This window comes from Thalassospira sp. B30-1, assembly GCF_015767575.1.
Taxonomy (GTDB): Bacteria; Pseudomonadota; Alphaproteobacteria; order Rhodospirillales; family Thalassospiraceae; genus Thalassospira; species Thalassospira xiamenensis.
Genome location: NZ_CP065232.1, coordinates 1,417,433 through 1,438,646, shown reverse-complemented (window position 1 = coordinate 1,438,646; position 21,214 = coordinate 1,417,433). Strand labels below are relative to the sequence as shown.

Below are 21,214 nucleotides of genomic sequence, written 5' to 3'. Positions count from 1 at the left end.
CGCCAATATCATAAATAAAGAAGGCCGCCACTTGGGCGACCTTCTGTAATTCCACGATTCGGCAATCCGTTATTCGTAATAACCGACCATAAAGATTTTGCCGTCATGGGGTTTTACCCAGGTTTTCTTTTCGGCAAGTTTCTTGGTTTCCGGGTGGGTCCAGGTATAGTTGGACCAGCCGCCATCCGGGTTCGTCTTGCCGGTTTCCACCATGTCGCGAATGATGAAATTGCTGTTCACATCCTGAAGATCCCAGATTTTCGGATTGTTGATCAGCTTCGGATTGATCGCATGCGTCAGGAACGTGCCCTTTTCACCATCGGCGACAATCACATAAAATTCGTCAAAGACATATTCACCGTCCTTGTCGTTGAAGGTGGCAAAGGACTTGTCCTGTCCGACCTGATCGTAAAGTGCGATGGCCTTATCGACCAGTTCCTGTGCGGTTGCCGCCTTGTCCTGGGCCTGTGCAAGGCCGGTGGTCAGGCAAAGTGCGGTCATGGCAGAAACAAAAAGACGCATAAATGTTGTCATCAGGTAATCCCCTTTGATGAACCTGTTGGAAGAAAAATGGAAAATGGATCAGACCGCCCGCAAACGGGCAACAAGCCCGTCCACAGATGAACTCAAACCGGTCATCTGGCGGCCAAGCTCGCCGGTTGCCTGCCCGACGGAATCCGCTGAATCGCGTGTGGCACGGGCAATTTCACGTACATCGCCAATCCCGCCCGAAACGGTTTCGGCGTAACCGGCGGCCTCGGAAATGCTGTTGCTGATCTGGCCGGTGGCCGTCCCCTGCTCCAGCACCGCATCGGCAATGGCTTTAAGGATAGCGTTGACGTCATTGACACTGGCAACAATCGTCTGGATCGCCTCGACCGCAAGAACGGTTTCCGTGCGGACATTGGCGATTTCCGTCGCAATTTCCTCGGTCGAACGTGCCGTCTGGCTGGCAAGGTTCTTGACCTCATTGGCCACAACGGCAAAGCCCTTTCCGGCATCCCCGGCACGGGCCGATTCAATCGTCGCGTTAAGCGCTAAAAGGTTGGTCTGTTCGGCAATATTGCCGATCAATGCCGCAACATCCTCGATCCTGACACTGGCTTCTTCAAGCTTGCGGATTTTGGCATCCGCATCCAGTGCCTGCTCGCTTGCGGCCTGTGCGCGTCGGCTGCTTTCCTGGATTTCGTTGCTGATCTGGGAAATGGCGGCCGCAAGGCTGTTGGCGGCCTCTGAAATCTCGCCCATGTTGCGGCTGGATTTGCCCGACGCATCATAGGCATTCTCGCTTTGCTGATCGGTGCGTTCGGCATTGGTCAGCATGGCACTGGCCGATGCCCCGATTTCCTCAATCGCAGCACTGACCGCTGTTGCCGTACCCTTGACCGATGTTTCGATCTCGGCGGCAAGTTCCTGCATGATCCGGCGTTTTTCCTCGGCCGCCTTGGCTTCGTCCTCTATGCGTTTGCGCTCGGCTTCCTGCAAACTTTCGGCATTCTGGCGGAACACTTCAACCGCCCCTGCCATGCTGCCCATTTCATCGGTCCGCCCGGTAAAGGGCACATCGATATCCGCCCGACCATCGGCAAGTTCGCGCATCACCGCCGTCAACCGTTTGACCGGCACGCCGATCACGCGCGTGATGGCAAAACTGATCAACACCATCGCAAGGACGGCGACAACCGATGCAATGATTGTCTGATTCTGGGCTGCCATGCCGGCTGCCATCGCATCCGAACTGGCAACATCCATGCGGCTTTCCGCCGTTTCACGAAGCTCGGCCAAGGTTGCCATCAGGCTTTCGTAATCCGACTGTGCCGACCACGAAAAACTCAGCGCCCCGGTATACTCGATATCAAGCATCCCCAGAACCTGATCGATCTTGGCAAGGTAATCTTCGTAAAGCTTGGCCGCTCCTTCCGCGATTTCGCGTTCCGGCCCCTGCATGTTCCGATCACCCAGCATCTGGGTAAAGGCATCGCGGGCCGCCGTAATCTGCGACTGCAATTCCGCATTCACGCTGCTCATACGGTCTTCGTCAACACCTGCCGCCGACCATGACAGCAGACGATAGACCGTCTGATGAACCTTTGTGACATTGCGGTCGATATTGCCGATATCGCGGACCTCCGGATAGGCCTCCGAAACGGCAAATTCCAGACCGTTGCTAAGTGATACAATCGCGCGTCCCCCGATGACGCCCACAATGGCAATGGCGATAACCCCGATCAGCGGCAGAACCGCCAACTTGGTACCGATATTCAGATTGACGAAAGTTTTCATTCTGTAACGTTCTAACCAATTGTAACTACAAGGATATCAGGCTGCTGCCCCAACAGCTTCCCGGAAGGTGGTGACTATGGCGTCACCCTTGTTTTTGCGATGTCCCTTAACCACGTCATTGGCGACACAGCGATCATCCGCCCGCACCATTTCGCAGGCTGCGAAATACGTGCGCGGCAAATGCCGACCGTTTGTTTTTATTGAAAATGTGGTGATGTGCCGGGCATGGCCGGGCACGGATATATGTGCAGCCCCGCGCCGGATAAGGTTCGGACCGGCATACCGGATATGACGCCCCCGCGTCCCGATGCCGTCCCCCGATACAAGCCCGTGGCCTGCTACCGCTTTCGCAGCCCGTCCCATCCCCGCCATCGTACCCCCACGATCCGACAGGCGCGCAAAAATGCACCCCGTCATACAGGTTTCCGCGGCATGAACCGATCTTGATCGTTTCCAGGGATATTTTCTTCTATCACCTGACCGCGCGGCAGAGTGTAGTCAGCGACCACTAGCGCAACCAAGTGACATGTTTGTTAGGATATTAGTTCAAAAATGAGACAAGAAATACTACCCTAAGGTATCCGTTTCCTATCGGGGTATCGTATAAGTATTACATAACAAAGACTTATACATTCACAGATTTATACTGTTTTCTAATTTAGTTTTTCATACTTTACAGAACGAAGATTTCACTATCCGCTTCCGGAGTCATCCGGCCTGCTGCCGTCCTTCCGAATGAAATCAGTAATTTCTTTCGTCGTGCCGCCGACAGTTTCCGGTCCGGCTCAGGTGCCGCGCGCACAATGGCCGCCTCAAACCGATCCGCAACGATCAATCCGACATCAACCGGGATCAGGTCGCGCGGGAATTCCATCGGCACGGCAAAGAAAAACCTGTCGCAATAATCAAGATAGCTTTCCCACTTCTGATCAACGCGAAAATCCTCGACCGATGATTTGACCTCAACGGCCCAAAGATCACCCTTCTCCCCAAGGGCGAGCACATCAAGCCTGCGTCCATTACCAAGCCTAAGTTCGGTCAGGCACGCCATGCGATGATGATACAAAAGACGGCAAACGCCTTCTGTGACTTCGCTTGTGATTTGGGGGCGATTGCGGTCATTCATTGCCACAGGATACAAAAACCAAAGCCCGCTCGAAAGCGGGCTTTGCATCTTGGCGCGACACTCCTGACACAGCAGATCAGCTCATGCCAAGCGCACGTTTGTAAACCTCAAGGATTTCTTCCTGTTCGGTGCGTTCGTGGTCTTCCATTTTGCGCAGACGGATGATCTGGCGCAGGATTTTCACGTCATAACCAAGCGCCTTGGCTTCACCGTAAACTTCCTTGATATCGGCCATCAGGTTGGCCTTTTCTTCTTCAAGGCGTTCGATACGTTCGACATAGCTCGCAAGCTGATCGGCTGCGATTCCACCGACTTCGGTCATTCCTGATATTCTCCGATCATGATTGCGCAGCGGAAACCGGTGCGCTGAATTTTAATGCGGCGCGACGATACTCAATGCGCTTTGCCATGACAAGACCCGTTCGCCCGGCAACTTCCAAACGGCTTCCAAACGGCTGTCATACCGCCGATTTTTCGCCGGGCACCGTATGCGCAATCAGGTGATCGGCCACCGCAAGCAACGCATCGCGCGGGCTGGCACCCTTTTCCACCGCATCGGTATAAATCTCGCGCTGGCGGCGTGCGCTTGTGCCGCGTGCAATAATGGTGCGCGCATGCTCGACCTCGGCGACACAGCCAAAATGTTCGGCATCCGGGCGGATCAGTTCGATGATTTCCTCAAGCAGATCGGCATAGGGCACGATCTCCGCCCGGCCAAAATCAATCAGCCCGGTTTTATCCCCGGCATCGCTTCCATACCGGCACGCCCGCCAGCGGTTTTCACGCACCAGCATGTTCGAATAAATCCGCCACCGCTGGTTATTGCGCCGCAAACGATACAGCATCCGCATCAGGCATCGCGTGATCGACGCAACACAGATCGCATCTTCCAGATCGGTACAGACATCGGCAATCCGCATCTCAAGCGTCGGCCAACGGTCGCTGGGTCGCAAATCCCACCAAAGCTTGGTGCCATCCTCGATCACCCCGGCCTGGATCAGCATATCGACATGGCGGCGATATTCCGCCCATGATCCGAACACTTCGGGCAATCCGGTACGCGGCAGGTTATCAAACACCGAAAGACGGAAGGTCTGAAGCCCGGTATCACGCCCCCGCCAGAATGGCGAACTGGTCGTGAGTGCCAGAAGATGCGGCAGAAAATAACTCGCCTGCGCCATCAATTCGATCCGCAGATCATCATCCTCGATCCCGACATGCACATGCATCCCGCAAATCAGAAGCCGGTCAACAACCGTGCGAAGGTCACGCGCAATCGTGCTATACCGCTCGCCCTCGGTGTGTTTCTGGCTGTCCCATTGCGCAAAGGGGTGGGTCGATGCCGCCAGCAACGCCATGTCATAACGTGCGGCTATATCGGCAACCGTGCTGCGCATATGCGTCAGCTGGTCACGCGCCTCTGCCGCACTATTGCAAACCTTGGTGCCGGTTTCGACCTGGCAGCGCATGAATTCGCTTGAAACCTGATCGCCCAGCGCATCCTTGCAGTCTTTCAGAAACCCCGCTGCCGGGTCCGTCGCCAGATCGCGACTTTCGCGGTCCACCAGCCAGAATTCTTCCTCGATCCCGATGGAAAAGCCCGGCTCTCGCGAATGGGACACCGCCAAATCAGTCTCTCCTGATTTTATAAAGGTTCGGGTCGGCCAGGATGTCGACAAAGGCATCGCCAAGGATTTTGGCCCATTTTTCACATCCCGCATCAGTATCAATCAGATCCTGCCGGATTTCAATCGACACACAGGGCAACCCACCGGCTTCGCCGTGATGATCGATGGTGTAATCGGCCATATGCTGCCCGGAATAGGGTTCGTTATCGCCAATCGTCAAATCGGGATTCTGTTCGCGCAATTTCGCCAGCAACGGCACCGGAATACGATCATCGCGATCCCAAAGAATGCCGATTTCCCACGGGCGTTCAAACCCTTGGAAAACCGGGGTAAAGCTGTGAATGGCGATCAGGGCCGGGACGATTTTATGGGCATGGAAATTGGCAATCCGCTCTTCAATCGCGCCATGATAGGGCAGGAAAATCTCGCGGATGCGTTTCATATGCTCCGTCGGGGAAACGTTTTTATTGCCCGGCACCACCGTCTGATCGGCGATTTCGGGCATCCCGGTCGGGTCCCAAAGCTGCCGGTTGCAATCAATCACCAGCCGCGAATAACCGCCCAGAACCGCCGGGCAATCAAACCGCTCCACCAGAATTTCGGTCACCTTGCGTGCCCCGATATCCCACCCGATATGGCGTTTGCGTTCTTCTTCCGGCAGGCCCAGCGTACCAAGGCTTTTGGGGATTTCGCGCGACGCATGGTCACAGACAAAAAGCGAATGCCCCTTGCCGTTCTCGTTCAAAACCTCAAACGGTGCTGGATCATCATGGCCCAGCAGCGACCCGGTATGGTGGCTCACGCGAATTCTCCTGAAATTGGGGCAGCTTGAAATTTTCGGGTCCGGAACCGTCACAGACCGGCAATCGGACCCCGTTGAACTATCAATTTATTGCAGGACTGACAAGCTCGCCCGCACGTCCCCTTTACAGCAGTTCAACGGACACTTTGCAGCAACGCCAAACATCCCGTAAAGTGGTATGACCAATAAAACGAAACGCATTGTCGGCTGGTCTCGGTCGCTGCTGGAGTGTTCAAAACATGCCGCCTGTCAAACCTGCACAATCTTCCGACACGGTTGATGCCAACCGGCCCAAAAGGATTGCCGATCAGGTTGCCGACAAGCTTCTCGACATGATCACTGCGGGCATGTTCCTGCCCGGTGACCGTCTGCCGGGCGAACGCCAGCTTGCCGAAGACATGAAAGTCAGCCGCGTTTCGGTCCGTGCCGCCCTGCAAAAACTTAAAACCCGTGGCTACCTGCGCGCGGTTCAGGGCGGCGGCACCGAAGTCCTGTCATCCACCGGGGTCGAAATGGACACCGCGATGACCGATCTTGTCCGGGATTCGCTTAACAATCTGCGCGACCTGCAGGAAATCCGCTGCACGCTGGAAACGTGGGCGGCACGGCGGGCTGCCATCAATGCCAGTGACGAGGATATCGAACTGCTGCGCATCGCCTACCGGCAGGCCCACGATCCGCGTCGCGCGCCCAAATACCGTGCCGATGATGACCATCGCCTGCATATGATGATCGGCCGCGCCAGCGGATCGATCATCTATTATCACGTCATGAAAATGCTTCACGATGTCCTGCAGGCGGCCCTGACCGAAATCCGCTTTAACAATCTGTCCGGCCCATCCTTTGACCGGATGGTGCAGGAACATCATTATGCGATTGTCGAAGCCATCGCCGCCCGTGACCCGGACGCCTCGGAAAAAGCCATGTCGGAACATTTGCAGGCGGTCATCGAATATTTCAAACTGGCCGCGGTGAACAAACCGAACTGAGCCGCAAATACAAAGACAATGACAAGAACGATAAAAACACGACCAATCAGGGAAACCAGACATGACACCCTCGCGCGAAAAACTTTTGCAGTTGATGGATGCCGCCCTTAAGGCCGCCGATCCTGCGGTCCAGATCCCGCGCAACCTGCCGACAAAGCCCAAGGGCAAAACCATCGTCATCGGGGCGGGCAAGGCATCGGCCAATATGGCGCGTGCCTTCGAGCAGGCATGGGATGGCGATATGACCGGCCTGGTCGTCACCCGCTATGGTCATGCCGTCCCGTGCGAAAAAATCGAAATTGTCGAAGCCTCCCACCCGGTCCCCGATGCCGCCGGGCAAAAGGCTGCCCAGCGTATTCTTGATATCGTCAAATCCGCTGGTCCCGATGATCTGGTGGTCTGCATGATTTCCGGCGGCGGGTCGGCCCTGCTGGCCCTGCCCGGTCCGGGCCTGACACTCGAAGACAAACAGGCCATCAGCAAATCCCTGCTTCATAGCGGCGCGACGATTTCCGAAATGAACTGTGTGCGCAAACACCTGTCGGCGATAAAGGGCGGCAGGCTTGCCGCCGCCTGCGCGCCCGCACGCATGGTGACCTATCTGGTGTCCGATGTGCCGGGCGACGATCCGGCAATCATTGCATCGGGCCCCACGGTTGCCGATCCGACAACCGGGCAGGACGCGCTTGATATCATCCGCCGTTACCGGATCGAAATCCCGCTTGCCGCGACCGAACTCTTGAATAACGACATCCATGAAACCGTCAAACCGGGCGACAAATGCTTCGACGGGCATGAAGTGATCATGCTGTCACGCCCGCAGGATAGTCTGGAGGCCGCGGCCAAAGTCGCCCGCGACCTTGGCATCAATCCGGTCATTCTGGGCGACGCCATCGAAGGCGAAGCCCGCGAGGTCGCCATCGTCCATGCCGGGATCGCCCATCAGGTCGCCAATCACGGCCAACCCGCCACCAAACCCTGCGTGCTGCTATCGGGCGGTGAAACAACCGTCACAGTCCGCGCCAAGGGTGGACGCGGCGGTCGCAACAGCGAATTTCTGCTTTCCCTCCTGATCCAGTTCCGCGATCACGAAGGGTTCAGCGCGCTGGCAATCGATACCGACGGCATTGATGGCAGCGAAGATAACGCCGGTGCCATCATCGACCCGACAAGCTGGCAAAAGGCAATTTCGGCCGGGATCGATCTGCGGGAATATCTGGCCAATAACGACGCCTATAGCGCATTCGCCAAAATCGACGATCTCCTGATCACCGGCCCGACGCTTACCAACGTAAACGACTTCCGCGCCATCCTGATCGAATAAAATTTTTATTCATTCGGAGTAGAGAAAACTATTTGATTACTCTCAATCTCTCGAATTTGACAAATACGCTTCCCCTTAAAATCAAAGGGGGGAGTTGCAAACAAAGTTAATGCCTGCAAATCATCTCCAAAGATATCATCACCCAACTGGGTCAAAACTGGTTTACCTCTGATTCTCTGGAAATCATCTTCAACATAAAATCTAAGAACGTAACGATTTTGCGTATTTTCTCGCATCTCTCCCTTAGAAATAAGAACTTCAAAATCGTTAAGCTTTTTTCTGGCATCAACAATTAGCCCCTGCTGTCCAAACTTCCTTTCGATCACGTCAATTCCGGAAGTAATAGCAGGAAGAAGCTTCTCCGCTGCCTCGCGGATAGTCATTCCAGACTTTTTCATTAACTTCAGCTGATACCAAGTTATTCCTACTTCTAACAATGCAGAACTCAGAAGCGAGGCGTTTATATCCAAATATGAAGCAATGCTATTTGCAAATTTTCTTCCCATCCAAAAACTGAACATTCCATCCCCCTCACTTAGCCGCAGGCATCCACGGGCGGATCCACTCCAGCCCCGCCACAGTATCGCCATGCGGCTTGTATTCGCAGCCGATCCAGCCGTCATACCCGACCCGATCCAGCATATAAAACAGGAACGGATAATTAAGCTCGCCACTATCGGGTTCACGGCGGCCCGGCACACCGGCAATCTGGATATGGGCGGTTTTGTCCAGATGCCTGTCCAGACGCGCGGCAATATTCCCGCCGACAATCTGCGCATGATAAATATCGAATTGCAGCGCCAGATGGGGATGATCAAGCTGATCAAGGATCACGGCAGCCTGTTCAACGGAATTTAACAAATAACCCGGCATATCAAGCGGATTGATCGGCTCGATCAGGATTTTGACCCCGGCCTGTTCGGCCAGATCGGCGGCATAAAGCAGATTGTCGCAATAAAGCCGCGCCAGTTCCCCGGCATCTTCGCCCTTGCCCATCACACCCGCCATGCAATGCACCATCCTGCATCCGGTCGCGGCTGCGTAATCAAGCGCCTTGACCACGGAATCGCGAAACGCATCCTCCCGCCCCGGTCGGCAGGCAAGCCCGCGCTCGCCCTTTTCCCAATCCCCGGTCGGCATATTGAACAAAACCTGTTCAAGGCCATTATCGCTCAGCAGCGATTTGACACTGGCCATCGGCATGTCATAGGCGCCGACATATTCGACCCCGCCAAACCCGGCCGCCGCCGCCGCGGCAAACCGTTTTTCAAACGGCAGATCGGCAAACAGGAATGAAAGATTGGCACTAAAACGGGGCATTGGGCACCTGCTTGGGGGATGATTTCGGGATGTCATGGTTTCGCATCACCGCCGCCGCGTCAATGCCAAAGCAGGACGGCACTCCGGACACCTTCATCACACGGCACCATCTTTGGCAATTTCGTCCGCCATCCACGCGCCAAATGCCTCGACTTCCCTGATATTGGCACTCCTGCCGGTATGGATCAGGTGATAATGATGCCCTTCCATCACCGGGCCGAACGGCTGCACCAGAAGCCCGGCGGCGATTTCCGAACGCACCATTTCCGAACTGGCCAGAACGACACCCTGCCCCGCAATCGCGGCCTGAATGGCATGGGTATCGTCGCTGAAACTAAGCCCGCTTGATAAATCGACATCATCCAACCCGGCCCGCTTGCACCACCGCGCCCAGGTCGGCGTTGCCTCGTCCCGGCGCAACCATTCCAGATGCAAAAAGGTCTGCCCGCGCAGGTCGTTGGGCTGTTGGATGTTTAACATCGGGCTGCAAACCGGCGCGAACCGGTCGGCAAACAGGGTCTGCACCACCATGCCCGGAAATGGCCCCCTGCCATATCGCACCGCCGCATCGGCCATCCCCGAATGAAGGTCAACCACCTCGGCCGAAGTATGCAGCCGCAAATGAATATCGGGATGTGCTGCCTGAAACCCGCCAAGGCGTGGCAACAGCCACTTGGCGGCAAACGATGCCAGCACAGATACCGTCAGCCCGCGTTGGGGTTTGCGCGCCTTGACCCGGTCAATGGCGGCGGCAAAACCGGCAAAACCATCGCGCAACGTCGGATAAAGCTCCTGCCCGGCGGCGGTCAGTGTCACCTGCCTTGGCTTGCGATCAAACAACCGCACACCAAGGGTTTCTTCAAGCAATCGCACCTGATGGCTGATCGCGGTTGGCGTCACGGCAAGTTCGGACGCCGCCCGCTTGAAACTAAGGTGTCGGGCGGCGGCCTCAAAAGCACGCAGCGTCGCAAGCGGGGGTAAGGGCATATGGATGAACTCAATTCATCTATTGGCTGAGATATTCGATTTTGATCAAAGCCTATATCCAAGTCAAATATGGGGCAACGCAAATCGAAACAGATGAACACAGATTATCACAGATCATCATTAACGATCAAAGGTGCCCCATGACAACCATCCTTCATATCGACAGCAGCGCCCGCCCCGGCCGATCCGACACCCGCGCCCACGGCTCCCACTCGCGCCGCCTTACCGCCAAATTCATCGAACAATGGCGCGCCGCCCGCCCGGATGACGAAATCATCTATCGCGATGTCGGTGCCAATCCGCCCAGCCCGGTAACCGGTGACTGGGTTCACGCGGCCTTCACCAAACCCGAACAGCGCGAAGACTGGATGCATCAGGTTCTGGCCGAAAGCGACGAACTGCTTGCCGAATTGCTGCGTGCCGATGTGATTGTTGCCGGGGTGCCGATGTATAATTTCGGCATGCCCGCCCAGATGAAGGCATGGATCGAAAACATCGTCCGCGTCGGCGTCACCTTCGGCTTTGACCGGTCGCGTGATGGCGTCCCCTACTGGCCAATGCTGACCGGTGGCAAATCACTGGTGGTTTTATCCTCGCGCGGCGATTTCGGATATGATCCGGGTGGACGTGTGGCCCATCTTAACCATGTCGAAGGCGGCGTCTTTGCCCCGCTCGAATATATCGGCATCACCGATCAACATAGTGCCGCCATCGAATATGACGAATTCGGTGACGACCGCACCCAAAAATCCATCGCCGATGCCGAGGCAAAGGTTACCGATATCGTCGTGGAATTGCAGGCACGTCACACGCAGGATTCAGATGTCGCCATGACGGCCTGAACAACATGACGGCACCATCACCGGGGGACGAACGCCCCCTCATTCTCCCGGTGGTGTTTTTGCCGGTTTTTGTGCCGGGTTTATTTGTTCCGATACCTCGCCCGCCATCAATCCGGTGATCAGGCGCGCACCCTTTTTACGAAACAGATAGCTCCACACCCACTGCACCATCACAAGCGCGGGCGCACGCAAACCGATCAGGAAATAGATATGCGCAAGCCCCCAGAACCACCACGCCAACCAGCCGCGCAGCTTGAACCCGTTCAGGTCAATCACCGCCCGATGACGGCCAATCGTCGCCAGATTTCCGGCATGGCGATAGGCAAATGGCGGTGTTTCGCGGCTTCTCATATGATCGATAATCCGCCCGCCAACATACTTGCCCTGCTGCTTGGCTGCTGGCGCAATCCCCGGCACCGTCATACCATCGCGCCACGGCACATGCGCCGCATCACCGATGACAAAAACATCCTCATAGCCCGGCACCGACAGATCGGCATTGACCATCACCCGGCCACCCCGATCACATTCCCGCCCGGTCCAGTCGGCCAGATGATCAACCCGAACACCCGCGCCCCAGATCACATTGGCACTTGGAATGAATTCATCACCGATCTGCGCACCCATCGCGGTAATGTCGGAAACCTGCTGATTGACCCGGACCTCGACCCCGATTTTTTCAAGCGACTTGCGGGTATAGTCCGATAGATCCTCGGGGAACGCGCCCAGCAATCTGGGGCCACCTTCGGCAAGGATGATACGCGCATCACGCGGGTCAATCCGGCGAAAATCATGGGATAATGCCTGCTTGGCAAGCTCGGCAATCGCCCCGGCCATCTCAACCCCGGTCGGCCCGCCGCCGACCACGACAAAGTTCAGCAACCGCCGACGTTCTTCAGGATCTTCGCTGTTTTCCGCGCGCTCAAACGCCAAAAGCAGGCTTTTGCGGATATCGGTCGCCTCGGTAATGTTTTTAAGGCCCGGTGCTACCATCGCCCAGTGATCATTGCCGAAATAGGACGTCACCGCCCCGGTCGCGATCACCAGATAATCGTACGAAAGATCGCGATCCCCCGCGATGATCCGCTTGCCCGGCAAATCAAGCCCGGTGACCTCGCCCATGAAAACGGAAACATTGGGATAGCGGCTGAAAATACTGCGGATCGGCCAGGCGATTTCGGCGGGCGACAGGTCGGCGGTCGCCACCTGATAAAGCAGCGGCTGAAACAGATGATGATTGCGCTTGTCGATCAGGATGACATCAACATCATCCCTGCCTGCAAGTTTCCTGGCGGCACTCATGCCGCCAAACCCTGCGCCAACGATTACCACCCGCTTTCTGTCCGTCATGCCGGTCATGCTCCTGTATCGCATTTGTCCGACCCCGGCTCTAGCTAGTCAGAACCAAGGATTTTTGCAAGTTATTCAAAAAGAACAATTGGATGGACAATTTTGTTCCCCTCTGCTGGAACGCAAGACAAGCTGATGCGTTCCGATTATAAGATTTTACATTCATCCGCCCCAAGCCCCCCAAGCCCCAAAAGAGGCCCCCATGATCAACGATTTCGCCCTTCATCCGCAACTTGCCGCCGACACCGATCTCGTCACCGATGGCCCGCTATCCCATGTCCTGTTGATGAATGACGCCCGCTATCCGTGGCTGATCCTTGTGCCAAAACGCGCTAATCTGGTTGATTACGATGATCTGAGCGCGGATGAACGCAAATTGCTGGGCGATGAATGCGCGATTGCCTCGGCAACGCTGAAACGCCGTTTCAACGCCGATAAAACCAATGTCGCGATGCTGGGCAACATGGTTCCGCAACTGCATTGCCACGTTGTCGCCCGGTTCAAAAATGATGCCGCATGGCCCGGCCCGATCTGGGGTGTCGGCAAGGCCGAACCTTATGAGGAGGAAACCGGCAATGAACGGCTGGCCATCCTGCGGGCTGATCTGATTTCGGCTTTCAAGCATCTGTAATTTCCCGCTTTGCCGCTCCTTGACGCATATCAAGGAAGATGAATTTGGAATAATGCAAAAGACGGACAGAACGAATTTTCGGGATGTCCGTCATGCAACTCGCCCTTTACGAAAAATACGACCTGCGTCTGCCGCGCTATACCAGCTATCCGACCGCACCGCATTTCAGCGCGTCGGTGAATGGCAAGGTTTTCGAAAGCTGGCTGGGTGACCTCGATCCCGCACAACCCTTATCGCTTTATCTGCATATTCCGTGGTGCCGGGAAATGTGCTGGTTCTGCGGCTGCAATACCAAAATCACCAAGCAATATGACCCGGTCGGCAATTTTGTTGTCGCCCTTCGGGCTGAAATCGCAAGCCTGCTGTCAAAGCTTGACCCCGCCCACCGTTTCAAGGTGTCGCACATTCATTTTGGCGGCGGCAGCCCGACGGCACTTAAACCGGAAGACCTGCGCGCGATCATGGCCGACCTGACCGATCGCATCGATATCCTTGACGATGCCGAAGTCGCCCTTGAAATGGACCCGCGCACGGCCACACCGGAATTTATCGATGCCATGGCCGATTGCGGCTTTACCCGCGCCAGCATCGGCATTCAGGATTTCAACCCGTTTGTGCAACGTGCGGTCAACCGCGTGCAATCGTTTGAGCTGGTCGAAGATGTCATTGCCCGTCTGCGTGCGCACAAAATTTCGGGCATCAATGTCGATCTGATGTATGGCCTGCCGTTCCAGACGGTCGACAGCATCATCGAAACCGTTGATCAGACGGTCACGCTCAACCCCGACCGCCTGTCGGTATTCGGTTATGCCCATGTGCCATGGATGAAAAAGCATCAGAACCTGATCCCGACCGAAGCCCTGCCGGATACAGCAGCCCGCTGGGCCCAGTACGAAGCCATCCAGACCCAGCTGACCTCGCATGGTTACAGCGCCATCGGCCTTGACCATTTCGCCCGCGATGACGACGCGATGGCCATCGCGCAGAAAAGCGGCCTTTTGCATCGTAATTTTCAGGGTTACACCACCGACCGCGCCGAAGCATTGATCGGTTTTGGCCCGTCTGCGATTTCGTCCCTGCCACAGGGCTATGCCCAGAACGACCCGGCCCTTGCCCGCTGGCAACGCGCGGTAGAGGCCGGAAAATGTGCGATTGAAAAGGGTATCGCGATTAGCAACGAGGATCGCATCCGGCGTGACATCATCAACGAACTGATGTGCAACCTGACGGTTGATGTCGCCGCCATCTGCGCCGATCACGGCACATCCGTCGACCGCTTCACATGCGAAATCGACCGGGTCCGCGCCATGACACAGGACGGCATCGTCGAAGTTAACGGCACACACATCCACCTTACCGAAAGCGGCCGCCCGCTTGTCCGTGCGGTGTGTGCGGCGTTTGACACCTATCTTGATCACGCCCACGGACGGCATTCACAGGCGGTCTAGATGTGGCTGTCAACAGGGCCGGATAACCCGGCCCTCAGACCGCTGACACAGCCCTCCCAATCCGATTGTCATTCCCAACCTGATCGTCATTCCCAACCTGACCGTCATTCCCGCGAAGGCGGGAATCCAGCTCTTTCAAAGGGGCACGGTTTCCGGGTCTGCGCTCCGCTTCGCCCGAAATGACGATTTTGATCCATCGACACGCCAATCCAGCCACCCCGCCGCCCCCGGCATCGCCAAACGCCACCGCTCGGACGGACCACGCTGCCCTGAACAAGCACCCACCGCCCTCGGTTGACCCGAAACGCACCTCACCCCAAGGGCCACACGTTGCCGCATGGCAGACACACAACTCCCGCCATCGATCACCGCCCTTTCGGCATCGCCAAACGGTCCACCAGCCCGCTGACAACCGATCCTGCCAGCCAATCCCCACCAGCCGATCCCGTGCCGATCCAATCCGGGCGCAATTCGGGCCCGCTGATTCTCGGCATTGTCACGCTTCACCGACCGGACTGGCCCCGAACTGAACCGGACTGAACCGGACCGAATCAACTTGGCTCCGGCTATCCCTGCCTCGAACAAACGCCCTTGCCCTAAGGACACATCTCTCCCGTCATGATAAACACCCGTTTTTCGCAAATTTCCCGCGGCCTCACGGCCCGGACGCACCACCACCGTAATGACTTTTCCATGCGCCAATGATGCTCCTTTGGCGATGCCACCCCCGCCATTGCGGCCTTTCAGATCGCTGCCCTGTCATCGTCTCATTCCCGTTTTTGCCGCCCGAAACGCAAAAAACCCGCAAAAGCGAATCACGCTTTGCGGGTTTTGTCTCCGGACCCATTTGTCCTGTTGACTTTATCTTTATGCCACAACGAAAAGAACAAATCAAGAACTTTCTTCCAGAAAACCGGAAAAAGTTCCCAATCAAAACTCATTACGACATAAAAGATATATTTCTCAATATCTTAGCCGGGAAAATCTGTTTCCCCGGCCTTGTCGCTTCCTGAAAGCAGCATCAGTCCCAATCGGGTGCCAGCCCGTCGGGGCTGACGATCCGGCCGTTTTCATCGGCCAGCCCATGAATGGCCTGCATTTCCTCGCCGCTCAGTTCGAAATCAAAGATGTCGAAATTTTCCGCGACCCGGCTTTCGGTTGCGGTTTTCGACAGGGCAATCACATCATTCTGCTGCAACAGCCAGCGCAGGACAACCTGTGCGACCGACCTGTCATGCGATTTGGCAATCTCGCCAAGCTGCTCATTCTCCAGCACCTTGCCATCGGCCATCGCATAATAGGCGGTCAGGGCCATGCCATGCTTGCGCGCCCCGTCCATGACCTTGGTCTGATCAATGAATGGATGATATTCGACCTGATTGGTCACAAGCGGCGCATCCGATAGCGCGGCGGCCTCGTCCATCAGGGCAATGTTGAAATTGCTAACCCCGATATGGCGCACCTTGCCGGCCTGCTTGACCTCGTTTAACGCCCCGATCTGATCGGCAAGCGACACATCATTGTTCGGCCAATGCAAAAGCAGCAGATCGACATAATCGGTTTCAAGCTTTTCAAGGCTTTCATCGACCGACTTGATAAAGGCATCATGCCTGTAATTGCTGACCCAGACCTTGGTGGTCAGGAAGATGTCCTTGCGCGGGACGCCGCTATCAAGGATCGCCTGCCCGACCGCGGCTTCGTTGTCGTAAATCTGGGCCGTATCGATATGGCGAAAGCCGGTTTTGATCGCCTGTGGCACGATACGCAGAACGTCGGCTTCGGGCATGCGAAAAGTGCCAAAGCCAAGGGCGGGAATCACCGCACCATTTGCAGATACATCAAACATCTGAATTCCTCTTTGGAAATGTCGCGACTGTCTTCGCAACGGCTGCCAAACCCGAAGGTTCCGATCCTCACGGCATTCAGGCCGATTTGCGCAGCGTCAGGATGACAATCCCGGTAATCACGACCAACCCGCCCAGCATCTGGGCCGGACTGATCATCTGTTCCAGCACCACCCAGCCAAACAGCAGGGTGGCAATCGGTTCCATATTCATCACCGGCGCATTGCGCGCCATATTCAGCCGCGGCACCGAAATAAACAGGACGGAAAAGGCACCACCATAAAGCAATACCAAGGCACCAAGACCAAGCCAGCCAGGCGTTGCCGCGGGCAAATTCATCCCGCCCGGCACCAGTTCGGCGAAACCGGCCACGATCATCGATGCAAACACAATCAGCATGGTGAACATGCTGCGCACCGATCCGCGCAAAGCCGACAATTTGTGATCGGTCACCCAAAGGGCCACGGCAAAGGACGTTGCCGCCCCCAGCGCAAAGACAATCCCCTGCCACCAGTTCGCACCGACATCACCCTCCATCGCCAGAACGCCGGGCACATCAAGTGCTAAAACAAGCCCCGACAGGATGAACAGCATCAAGGCCGCCGATTTCAATGTCGGTCGCGCCCCACCCAACGCCCAGGTCAGCAACGCCAGAATAATCGGGAAACTGTTGGCCGTCAAAAGGGCCAACGCGACCGGAATGCGGGCCACCGCCGAATACAGGCACAGGCTTTGAATGGTGACCAGAAGCCCCAGCAATATCTGCCATTTCCAGCTTCCGGCCGGAAGCCGGACCGTCTGGCGTTGCCAGATCACAAGCGTGATCAGGATGGCCAAAGCCACCCCCGACCGGCACAGGATCGCCAGAAGCAACCCCGTGCCGTTTTCAAATGCCAGCCTTGCCGCCACATGGTTCCCGGCAAAGGAACAGGCAACAACAACAAGGATCAGAACCGCAATCTGGCGCGGGAAATGTTGAGGGACGGCAGCAGGCAGGGCAGTCGAAATGGACATATCAAAACCGGTTTTGTGGGGCGAACAATCAGAAAACGCCAGAAAGCCCCTTAAAACAAGTCTTTCCGGCAAAGGGTGCCACATCCGGTGAACAGGATGCGGCAACCCGATATCGGTTATGCGGTCTGAAGGGCGTTATCGGACCGGCGGTCCAGCGCGCCGCTGATCATGGTCAGGCCGACAGCAAACGCGACCAGAAGGGCCGCGACCCAAGGCGTTGCCGACAGGCCAAGCGAGGAGGAAACAACAATCCCGCCAACCCACGCCCCAATCGCAATGCCAAGGTTAAAGGCCGCAATGTTCAGCGCCGATGCAACATCCACCCCGCCCGGCCGGTGCAGCTTTGCCAGTTGCACGACATAAAGCTGAAGCCCCGGCACATTGGCAAATTGCAGGAAACCAAGTGCGGCCAGCGTAATAACCGCAAGGATCGGCGACACGGCAGTAAAGGTAAAGATCACAAGTGTGACGGCCTGCAAGGCAAACAGGATGGTCAGCGCCCGGACCGGGTTCCGATCCGCAATGCGTCCCCCGGCAAGGTTGCCAACCGCAATCGCAAGCCCATAAGCAACGAGGATAAGGCTGACACTGGATTCACTGAAACCCGTAATATCCTGAAGCACGGCAGACAGATAGGTAAAGGTGACAAACGTTCCGCCATAACCAAACGCCGTCATGCCAAACACCAGAAGCAACCGGCCACTGCCAAGCACGCGCACCTGATCAAGCAGGCGTGCGGGCTCTGCCCGGCTGAGGTTCGAGGGCAGCAAAGCCGCAATCCCGACAAAGGCAATCACGCCAAGAAGCGAAACACCCCAGAAAGTCGCCCGCCAGCCAAACATCTGACCGATATAGGTGCCAAGCGGCACACCGGTCACAATCGCAACCGTCAACCCCATGAACATCATCGCAATCGCCGATGCCCGGCGGTTTTCCGGCACCAGATCGGCGGCAATCGTCGCCCCGATGGAGAAAAACACACCATGCGCAAAGGCCGAAATCACCCGCGCAACCAGAAGCATTTCATAACTCGGGCTAAGGGCGGCGGCACTGTTGCCAACCACAAACACCCCCATCAGCCCAAGCATCAGGGTCTTGCGGTGCATGCGCCCGGTCAGGGCGGTTAAAACCGGCGCACCGAATGTGACGCCAAGGGCATAGACACTGACAATCAACCCGGCCATCGGCAGGGTCACCGAAAGATCGTTTGCCACGGTCGGCAAAAGGCCGACGACAACAAACTCCGTCGTGCCGATCGCATAGGCCGCGATCGTCAACGCAAATAAAGCAAGCGGCATTTCAATTCTCCGGCCCGCGCGCCATGCGTCTGCGGGCACAAATGGTTGGTGGGGCATCCTGCCCCGTTCATTGCCGCCCACTATGCCGATGGAATGCTTGCACGATAATCCGGATTGCGCGACAAATGCTTTTGAATTGAATTCAAAGCCGGAGGATCAGTTGGACAATCGCGCAGGGGAAATGGAAGTCTTCATCCGGGTCGCGGAACTCAGAAGCTTTTCCGAAGCCGGGCGCAAGCTGCATCTGTCGCCATCTGCTGTCAGCAAGCTTGTCACACGGATCGAAGACCGGCTGGCAACCCGTCTTCTGGTAAGGTCCACGCGTGGTTTGCAACTGACGCCCGAAGGCGAAATGTATCTGGTCCGCGCCCAGCGCGTTCTTGATGAAATCGACGATGCCGAACGTGCGGTCGCAAGCGGCGGCAAGGCCGCCCCGCGTGGCCGGTTGCGCGTCAATGCCTCCATCGCGTTTGGCGTGATGTATGTTCAGCCGCTGATCCCGGCATTTCTCGAACGCTATCCCGAGGTCGAGCTGGACTTTTCCCTGACCGACGGGATCATTGATCTGCTTGAGGAACGGGCCGATATTGCCATCCGATCCGGATCATTGCCCGACTCATCGTTAAAGGCCCGCAAACTGATCGAAAGCAGCCGCACCATCGTCGCATCACCGGAATATATTGCCAAACGCGGCCTGCCCGGCCATCCGGACGAACTGGACAGTCACAATTGCCTGCGATTCAACTTCCCGATCCCGATGAATGAATGGCCATTCATCAATCCCGACACCGGCGAACGTTTCGGCCGGACGGTATCGGGCAATTTCCTCTGCGACAGCGGCCCGGCCATGCGCCGCCTTTGCCTTTCAGGGCTCGGCATGGCGCGGTTGGGACGGTTCCATGTTCAGGGCGATCTGAAGGCCGGAACACTGGTTGAAATCCTGCCGAACTGGAACCCGAATGACGAACAGCTGATCCATGCGATCTTTGCCGGGCATGAACATCTTGCCGCGCGCATCCGGGCCTTCATCGATTTTCTGGTCAATCATATTGATTCGCACGGAAACGGTATCCGACTTCCGTAACGATCACTATCACGATAAAAATAAAATCGCGGATTCTGGCAGATCAGGAAACAGGTGCACTTAGAAGTTCAAGGCACCGCTGCGCTACCGTTCGGGCCGGTTGCAGGGATGGATGCCTGAACGGCACGATTTCCGTGTTGGGAAGCAATGGCCGCGCATATCCACCGTCATAAAGTGACTGATGCAGACGTTGATGGCGCGGGCCTGCGATGCCATCGGGGGCATAGATATAAACCCCGCCCGGTGCGGCAGCCGCTTCGCAACACATCGAAACCGAATCTCCGGTAACAAGGATGATATCGGCCAGCGCCAGATACCCGAAATACGGATTTTCCGCCTTCGAGCTCCAATCATGCAGATGATAGGCAAGCCCGGAATTGCCGAGCATTTCGGCAATGATCTCCTCGTTCTCCGGGCCTGTGCGACGGCTGGTCGTGACCAGCAGGCTACCATCAATGGCCCCGGTCGCCTCAATCGCCCGACCAACCAGTTCCCGGGCCATATCCGCGGTAAAGACCGTACTTTTGGTGCTGCCGCCGATGATCAGTGCCACGCGCGGGCTTGGCAGCCCCTTGAAATGCGGCCGCCATAGATCGGCTTCGATCAGCAGCCGCGTTTCGGTTACCCGATGCGGGGCACCGGGGATTTCAACAACATTGTCACGCGCTGACATCCGGTCATGGGCCGGGACCGCAATCAGGTCAAACGCCCCCTCGCCCCCATCCGGACGCATGATCTGGCATATGCGAGTATGGCCGTTGCTTTGCTTTTTGATCCAGCGGGCAATCGGTGCGGTCCGCCGTCCTGCGGCAATCACCAGATCGGGCCAGGGTGCGACAAGGCGCGCCCGTGATCCGGTATCCACCCCCAAAAGGCTGGCCCGGCGGATAACATTGGGCAATCGTGCCATATTGGTATAACCGATATCGACCCGCTTGAAGGGCTGTGCCAGTGCTTCTGCGACACCGATGGCCTGATTGACGTTTCCTGCACGGTCATCGGCCAGAACCCAGATCAGGCGTGCATCATCATCGGTCATTCAGGGTCACATCCTTGTCGGAATATGGATTTCCCGTCCAGGCAGGAAACGTGGGGCCACGATCAGGCCAGATCGTTTCCTGATTGGTACAGACAGTGCGCACTTTTATCAAGCGCCTGACACGCGAAGCCTTTTTCGGCTATGCATTGTTACCAATATGTCATCATAATACCCCGGCATAATTCTTGAAACGGTCTGGCGGGAA

The 21,214-nt window shown here is 56.6% G+C and carries 22 protein-coding genes; 6 read left to right on the top strand and 16 right to left on the bottom strand.

The window, feature by feature from the left end; translation table 11 throughout:
• Positions 1–69: 69 nt before the first annotated feature.
• The 7 genes from IT971_RS06785 to IT971_RS06755 form a co-directional block, all read right to left on the bottom strand.
• Positions 70–534: a cache domain-containing protein gene (locus IT971_RS06785; protein ID WP_007090954.1), complete on the bottom strand. Its 465-nt coding sequence runs from the start codon at positions 532–534 to the stop codon at positions 70–72.
• 48 nt (positions 535–582) lie between these two features.
• The gene (locus IT971_RS06780; RefSeq protein WP_063094417.1) at positions 583–2,283 is read right to left on the bottom strand and encodes a methyl-accepting chemotaxis protein; all 1,701 of its coding nucleotides are present in this window, start codon (positions 2,281–2,283) and stop codon (positions 583–585) included.
• A gap of 36 nt (positions 2,284–2,319) precedes the next feature.
• Complete coding sequence (locus IT971_RS06775) at positions 2,320–2,700, bottom strand: hypothetical protein (RefSeq protein WP_063094419.1); 381 nt, start codon at positions 2,698–2,700, stop codon at positions 2,320–2,322.
• 256 nt (positions 2,701–2,956) lie between these two features.
• Positions 2,957–3,457, bottom strand: a complete 501-nt coding sequence (locus IT971_RS06770; RefSeq protein ID WP_223305049.1) for an MmcB family DNA repair protein — start codon at positions 3,455–3,457, stop codon at positions 2,957–2,959.
• A 28-nt stretch (positions 3,458–3,485) separates the two neighbouring features.
• Positions 3,486–3,731, bottom strand: a complete 246-nt coding sequence (locus tag IT971_RS06765) for a DUF2312 domain-containing protein (RefSeq protein WP_007090950.1) — start codon at positions 3,729–3,731, stop codon at positions 3,486–3,488.
• Positions 3,732–3,867: 136 nt separating this feature from the next.
• On the bottom strand, positions 3,868–5,037 hold the full coding sequence (locus IT971_RS06760) for a carboxylate-amine ligase (protein WP_063094421.1): 1,170 nt from the start codon (positions 5,035–5,037) through the stop codon (positions 3,868–3,870).
• Position 5,038: 1 nt separating this feature from the next.
• A complete protein-coding gene (locus IT971_RS06755; RefSeq protein WP_037990879.1) occupies positions 5,039–5,839 on the bottom strand; it encodes an N-formylglutamate amidohydrolase in 801 nt (266 codons plus the stop codon).
• Between the two features lie 239 nt (positions 5,840–6,078).
• Between IT971_RS06755 and IT971_RS06750 the strand changes: the two genes are divergently transcribed.
• Together IT971_RS06750 and IT971_RS06745 are read left to right on the top strand one after the other, a co-directional pair.
• A complete protein-coding gene (locus IT971_RS06750; protein WP_007090947.1) occupies positions 6,079–6,828 on the top strand; it encodes a FadR/GntR family transcriptional regulator in 750 nt (249 codons plus the stop codon).
• A 61-nt stretch (positions 6,829–6,889) separates the two neighbouring features.
• Complete coding sequence (locus tag IT971_RS06745; protein WP_063094422.1) at positions 6,890–8,152, top strand: glycerate kinase; 1,263 nt, start codon at positions 6,890–6,892, stop codon at positions 8,150–8,152.
• Between the two features lie 5 nt (positions 8,153–8,157).
• Here IT971_RS06745 and IT971_RS06740 read toward each other — a convergent pair whose 3' ends face one another.
• The 3 genes from IT971_RS06740 to gcvA form a co-directional block, all read right to left on the bottom strand.
• The gene (locus tag IT971_RS06740; RefSeq protein ID WP_007090945.1) at positions 8,158–8,673 is read right to left on the bottom strand and encodes a hypothetical protein; all 516 of its coding nucleotides are present in this window, start codon (positions 8,671–8,673) and stop codon (positions 8,158–8,160) included.
• A gap of 10 nt (positions 8,674–8,683) precedes the next feature.
• Positions 8,684–9,472, bottom strand: a complete 789-nt coding sequence (otnI, locus tag IT971_RS06735; protein ID WP_063094423.1) for a 2-oxo-tetronate isomerase — start codon at positions 9,470–9,472, stop codon at positions 8,684–8,686.
• A gap of 96 nt (positions 9,473–9,568) precedes the next feature.
• The gene (gcvA, locus tag IT971_RS06730) at positions 9,569–10,459 is read right to left on the bottom strand and encodes a transcriptional regulator GcvA (protein ID WP_063094424.1); all 891 of its coding nucleotides are present in this window, start codon (positions 10,457–10,459) and stop codon (positions 9,569–9,571) included.
• Positions 10,460–10,599: 140 nt separating this feature from the next.
• Between gcvA and IT971_RS06725 the strand changes: the two genes are divergently transcribed.
• Positions 10,600–11,301 (top strand): FMN-dependent NADH-azoreductase, encoded by a 702-nt coding sequence (locus tag IT971_RS06725; RefSeq protein WP_063094435.1) that lies wholly within the window; start codon positions 10,600–10,602, stop codon positions 11,299–11,301.
• 39 nt (positions 11,302–11,340) lie between these two features.
• On the opposite strand, the gene IT971_RS06720 is transcribed toward IT971_RS06725, so the two are convergent.
• Positions 11,341–12,651 carry an NAD(P)/FAD-dependent oxidoreductase gene (locus tag IT971_RS06720; protein ID WP_223305047.1) on the bottom strand — a complete coding sequence of 437 codons (1,311 nt, stop codon included), beginning with the start codon at positions 12,649–12,651 and terminating at the stop codon, positions 11,341–11,343.
• Between the two features lie 202 nt (positions 12,652–12,853).
• On the opposite strand from IT971_RS06720, the gene IT971_RS06715 reads away from it, so the two are divergent.
• The gene (locus tag IT971_RS06715) at positions 12,854–13,282 is read left to right on the top strand and encodes an HIT domain-containing protein (protein ID WP_063094426.1); all 429 of its coding nucleotides are present in this window, start codon (positions 12,854–12,856) and stop codon (positions 13,280–13,282) included.
• Between the two features lie 92 nt (positions 13,283–13,374).
• A complete protein-coding gene (gene hemN, locus IT971_RS06710; RefSeq protein WP_063094429.1) occupies positions 13,375–14,730 on the top strand; it encodes an oxygen-independent coproporphyrinogen III oxidase in 1,356 nt (451 codons plus the stop codon).
• Between the two features lie 365 nt (positions 14,731–15,095).
• On the opposite strand, the gene IT971_RS22525 is transcribed toward hemN, so the two are convergent.
• The 4 genes from IT971_RS22525 to IT971_RS06695 all read right to left on the bottom strand — a co-directional run bounded on the left by IT971_RS22525 (position 15,096) and on the right by IT971_RS06695 (position 18,886).
• The gene (locus tag IT971_RS22525) at positions 15,096–15,224 is read right to left on the bottom strand and encodes a hypothetical protein (protein ID WP_255356832.1); all 129 of its coding nucleotides are present in this window, start codon (positions 15,222–15,224) and stop codon (positions 15,096–15,098) included.
• 527 nt (positions 15,225–15,751) lie between these two features.
• On the bottom strand, positions 15,752–16,576 hold the full coding sequence (locus tag IT971_RS06705) for an aldo/keto reductase (protein WP_063094882.1): 825 nt from the start codon (positions 16,574–16,576) through the stop codon (positions 15,752–15,754).
• A 76-nt stretch (positions 16,577–16,652) separates the two neighbouring features.
• On the bottom strand, positions 16,653–17,588 hold the full coding sequence (locus IT971_RS06700) for a DMT family transporter (RefSeq protein WP_063094888.1): 936 nt from the start codon (positions 17,586–17,588) through the stop codon (positions 16,653–16,655).
• Between the two features lie 116 nt (positions 17,589–17,704).
• Complete coding sequence (locus IT971_RS06695; RefSeq protein ID WP_007090933.1) at positions 17,705–18,886, bottom strand: MFS transporter; 1,182 nt, start codon at positions 18,884–18,886, stop codon at positions 17,705–17,707.
• A gap of 160 nt (positions 18,887–19,046) precedes the next feature.
• On the opposite strand from IT971_RS06695, the gene IT971_RS06690 reads away from it, so the two are divergent.
• Complete coding sequence (locus IT971_RS06690) at positions 19,047–19,970, top strand: LysR family transcriptional regulator (RefSeq protein ID WP_063094890.1); 924 nt, start codon at positions 19,047–19,049, stop codon at positions 19,968–19,970.
• Between the two features lie 43 nt (positions 19,971–20,013).
• On the opposite strand, the gene IT971_RS06685 is transcribed toward IT971_RS06690, so the two are convergent.
• A complete protein-coding gene (locus IT971_RS06685; protein ID WP_063094884.1) occupies positions 20,014–21,009 on the bottom strand; it encodes a mitochondrial fission ELM1 family protein in 996 nt (331 codons plus the stop codon).
• Positions 21,010–21,214: the final 205 nt, after the last annotated feature.

Coding starts and splice junctions, on each gene's coding strand:
- IT971_RS06785 (WP_007090954.1), bottom strand. CDS start 534: ATGACAACATTTATGCGTCTTTTTGTTTCTGCCATGACCGCACTTTGC.
- IT971_RS06780 (WP_063094417.1), bottom strand. CDS start 2,283: ATGAAAACTTTCGTCAATCTGAATATCGGTACCAAGTTGGCGGTTCTG.
- IT971_RS06775 (WP_063094419.1), bottom strand. CDS start 2,700: ATGACGGGGTGCATTTTTGCGCGCCTGTCGGATCGTGGGGGTACGATG.
- IT971_RS06770 (WP_223305049.1), bottom strand. CDS start 3,457: ATGCAAAGCCCGCTTTCGAGCGGGCTTTGGTTTTTGTATCCTGTGGCA.
- IT971_RS06765 (WP_007090950.1), bottom strand. CDS start 3,731: ATGACCGAAGTCGGTGGAATCGCAGCCGATCAGCTTGCGAGCTATGTC.
- IT971_RS06750 (WP_007090947.1), top strand. CDS start 6,079: ATGCCGCCTGTCAAACCTGCACAATCTTCCGACACGGTTGATGCCAAC.
- IT971_RS06745 (WP_063094422.1), top strand. CDS start 6,890: ATGACACCCTCGCGCGAAAAACTTTTGCAGTTGATGGATGCCGCCCTT.
- IT971_RS06740 (WP_007090945.1), bottom strand. CDS start 8,673: ATGTTCAGTTTTTGGATGGGAAGAAAATTTGCAAATAGCATTGCTTCA.
- otnI (WP_063094423.1), bottom strand. CDS start 9,472: ATGCCCCGTTTTAGTGCCAATCTTTCATTCCTGTTTGCCGATCTGCCG.
- gcvA (WP_063094424.1), bottom strand. CDS start 10,459: ATGCCCTTACCCCCGCTTGCGACGCTGCGTGCTTTTGAGGCCGCCGCC.
- IT971_RS06725 (WP_063094435.1), top strand. CDS start 10,600: ATGACAACCATCCTTCATATCGACAGCAGCGCCCGCCCCGGCCGATCC.
- IT971_RS06720 (WP_223305047.1), bottom strand. CDS start 12,651: ATGACGGACAGAAAGCGGGTGGTAATCGTTGGCGCAGGGTTTGGCGGC.
- IT971_RS06715 (WP_063094426.1), top strand. CDS start 12,854: ATGATCAACGATTTCGCCCTTCATCCGCAACTTGCCGCCGACACCGAT.
- hemN (WP_063094429.1), top strand. CDS start 13,375: ATGCAACTCGCCCTTTACGAAAAATACGACCTGCGTCTGCCGCGCTAT.
- IT971_RS22525 (WP_255356832.1), bottom strand. CDS start 15,224: ATGCCGAGAATCAGCGGGCCCGAATTGCGCCCGGATTGGATCGGCACG.
- IT971_RS06705 (WP_063094882.1), bottom strand. CDS start 16,576: ATGTTTGATGTATCTGCAAATGGTGCGGTGATTCCCGCCCTTGGCTTT.
- IT971_RS06700 (WP_063094888.1), bottom strand. CDS start 17,588: ATGTCCATTTCGACTGCCCTGCCTGCTGCCGTCCCTCAACATTTCCCG.
- IT971_RS06695 (WP_007090933.1), bottom strand. CDS start 18,886: ATGCCGCTTGCTTTATTTGCGTTGACGATCGCGGCCTATGCGATCGGC.
- IT971_RS06685 (WP_063094884.1), bottom strand. CDS start 21,009: ATGACCGATGATGATGCACGCCTGATCTGGGTTCTGGCCGATGACCGT.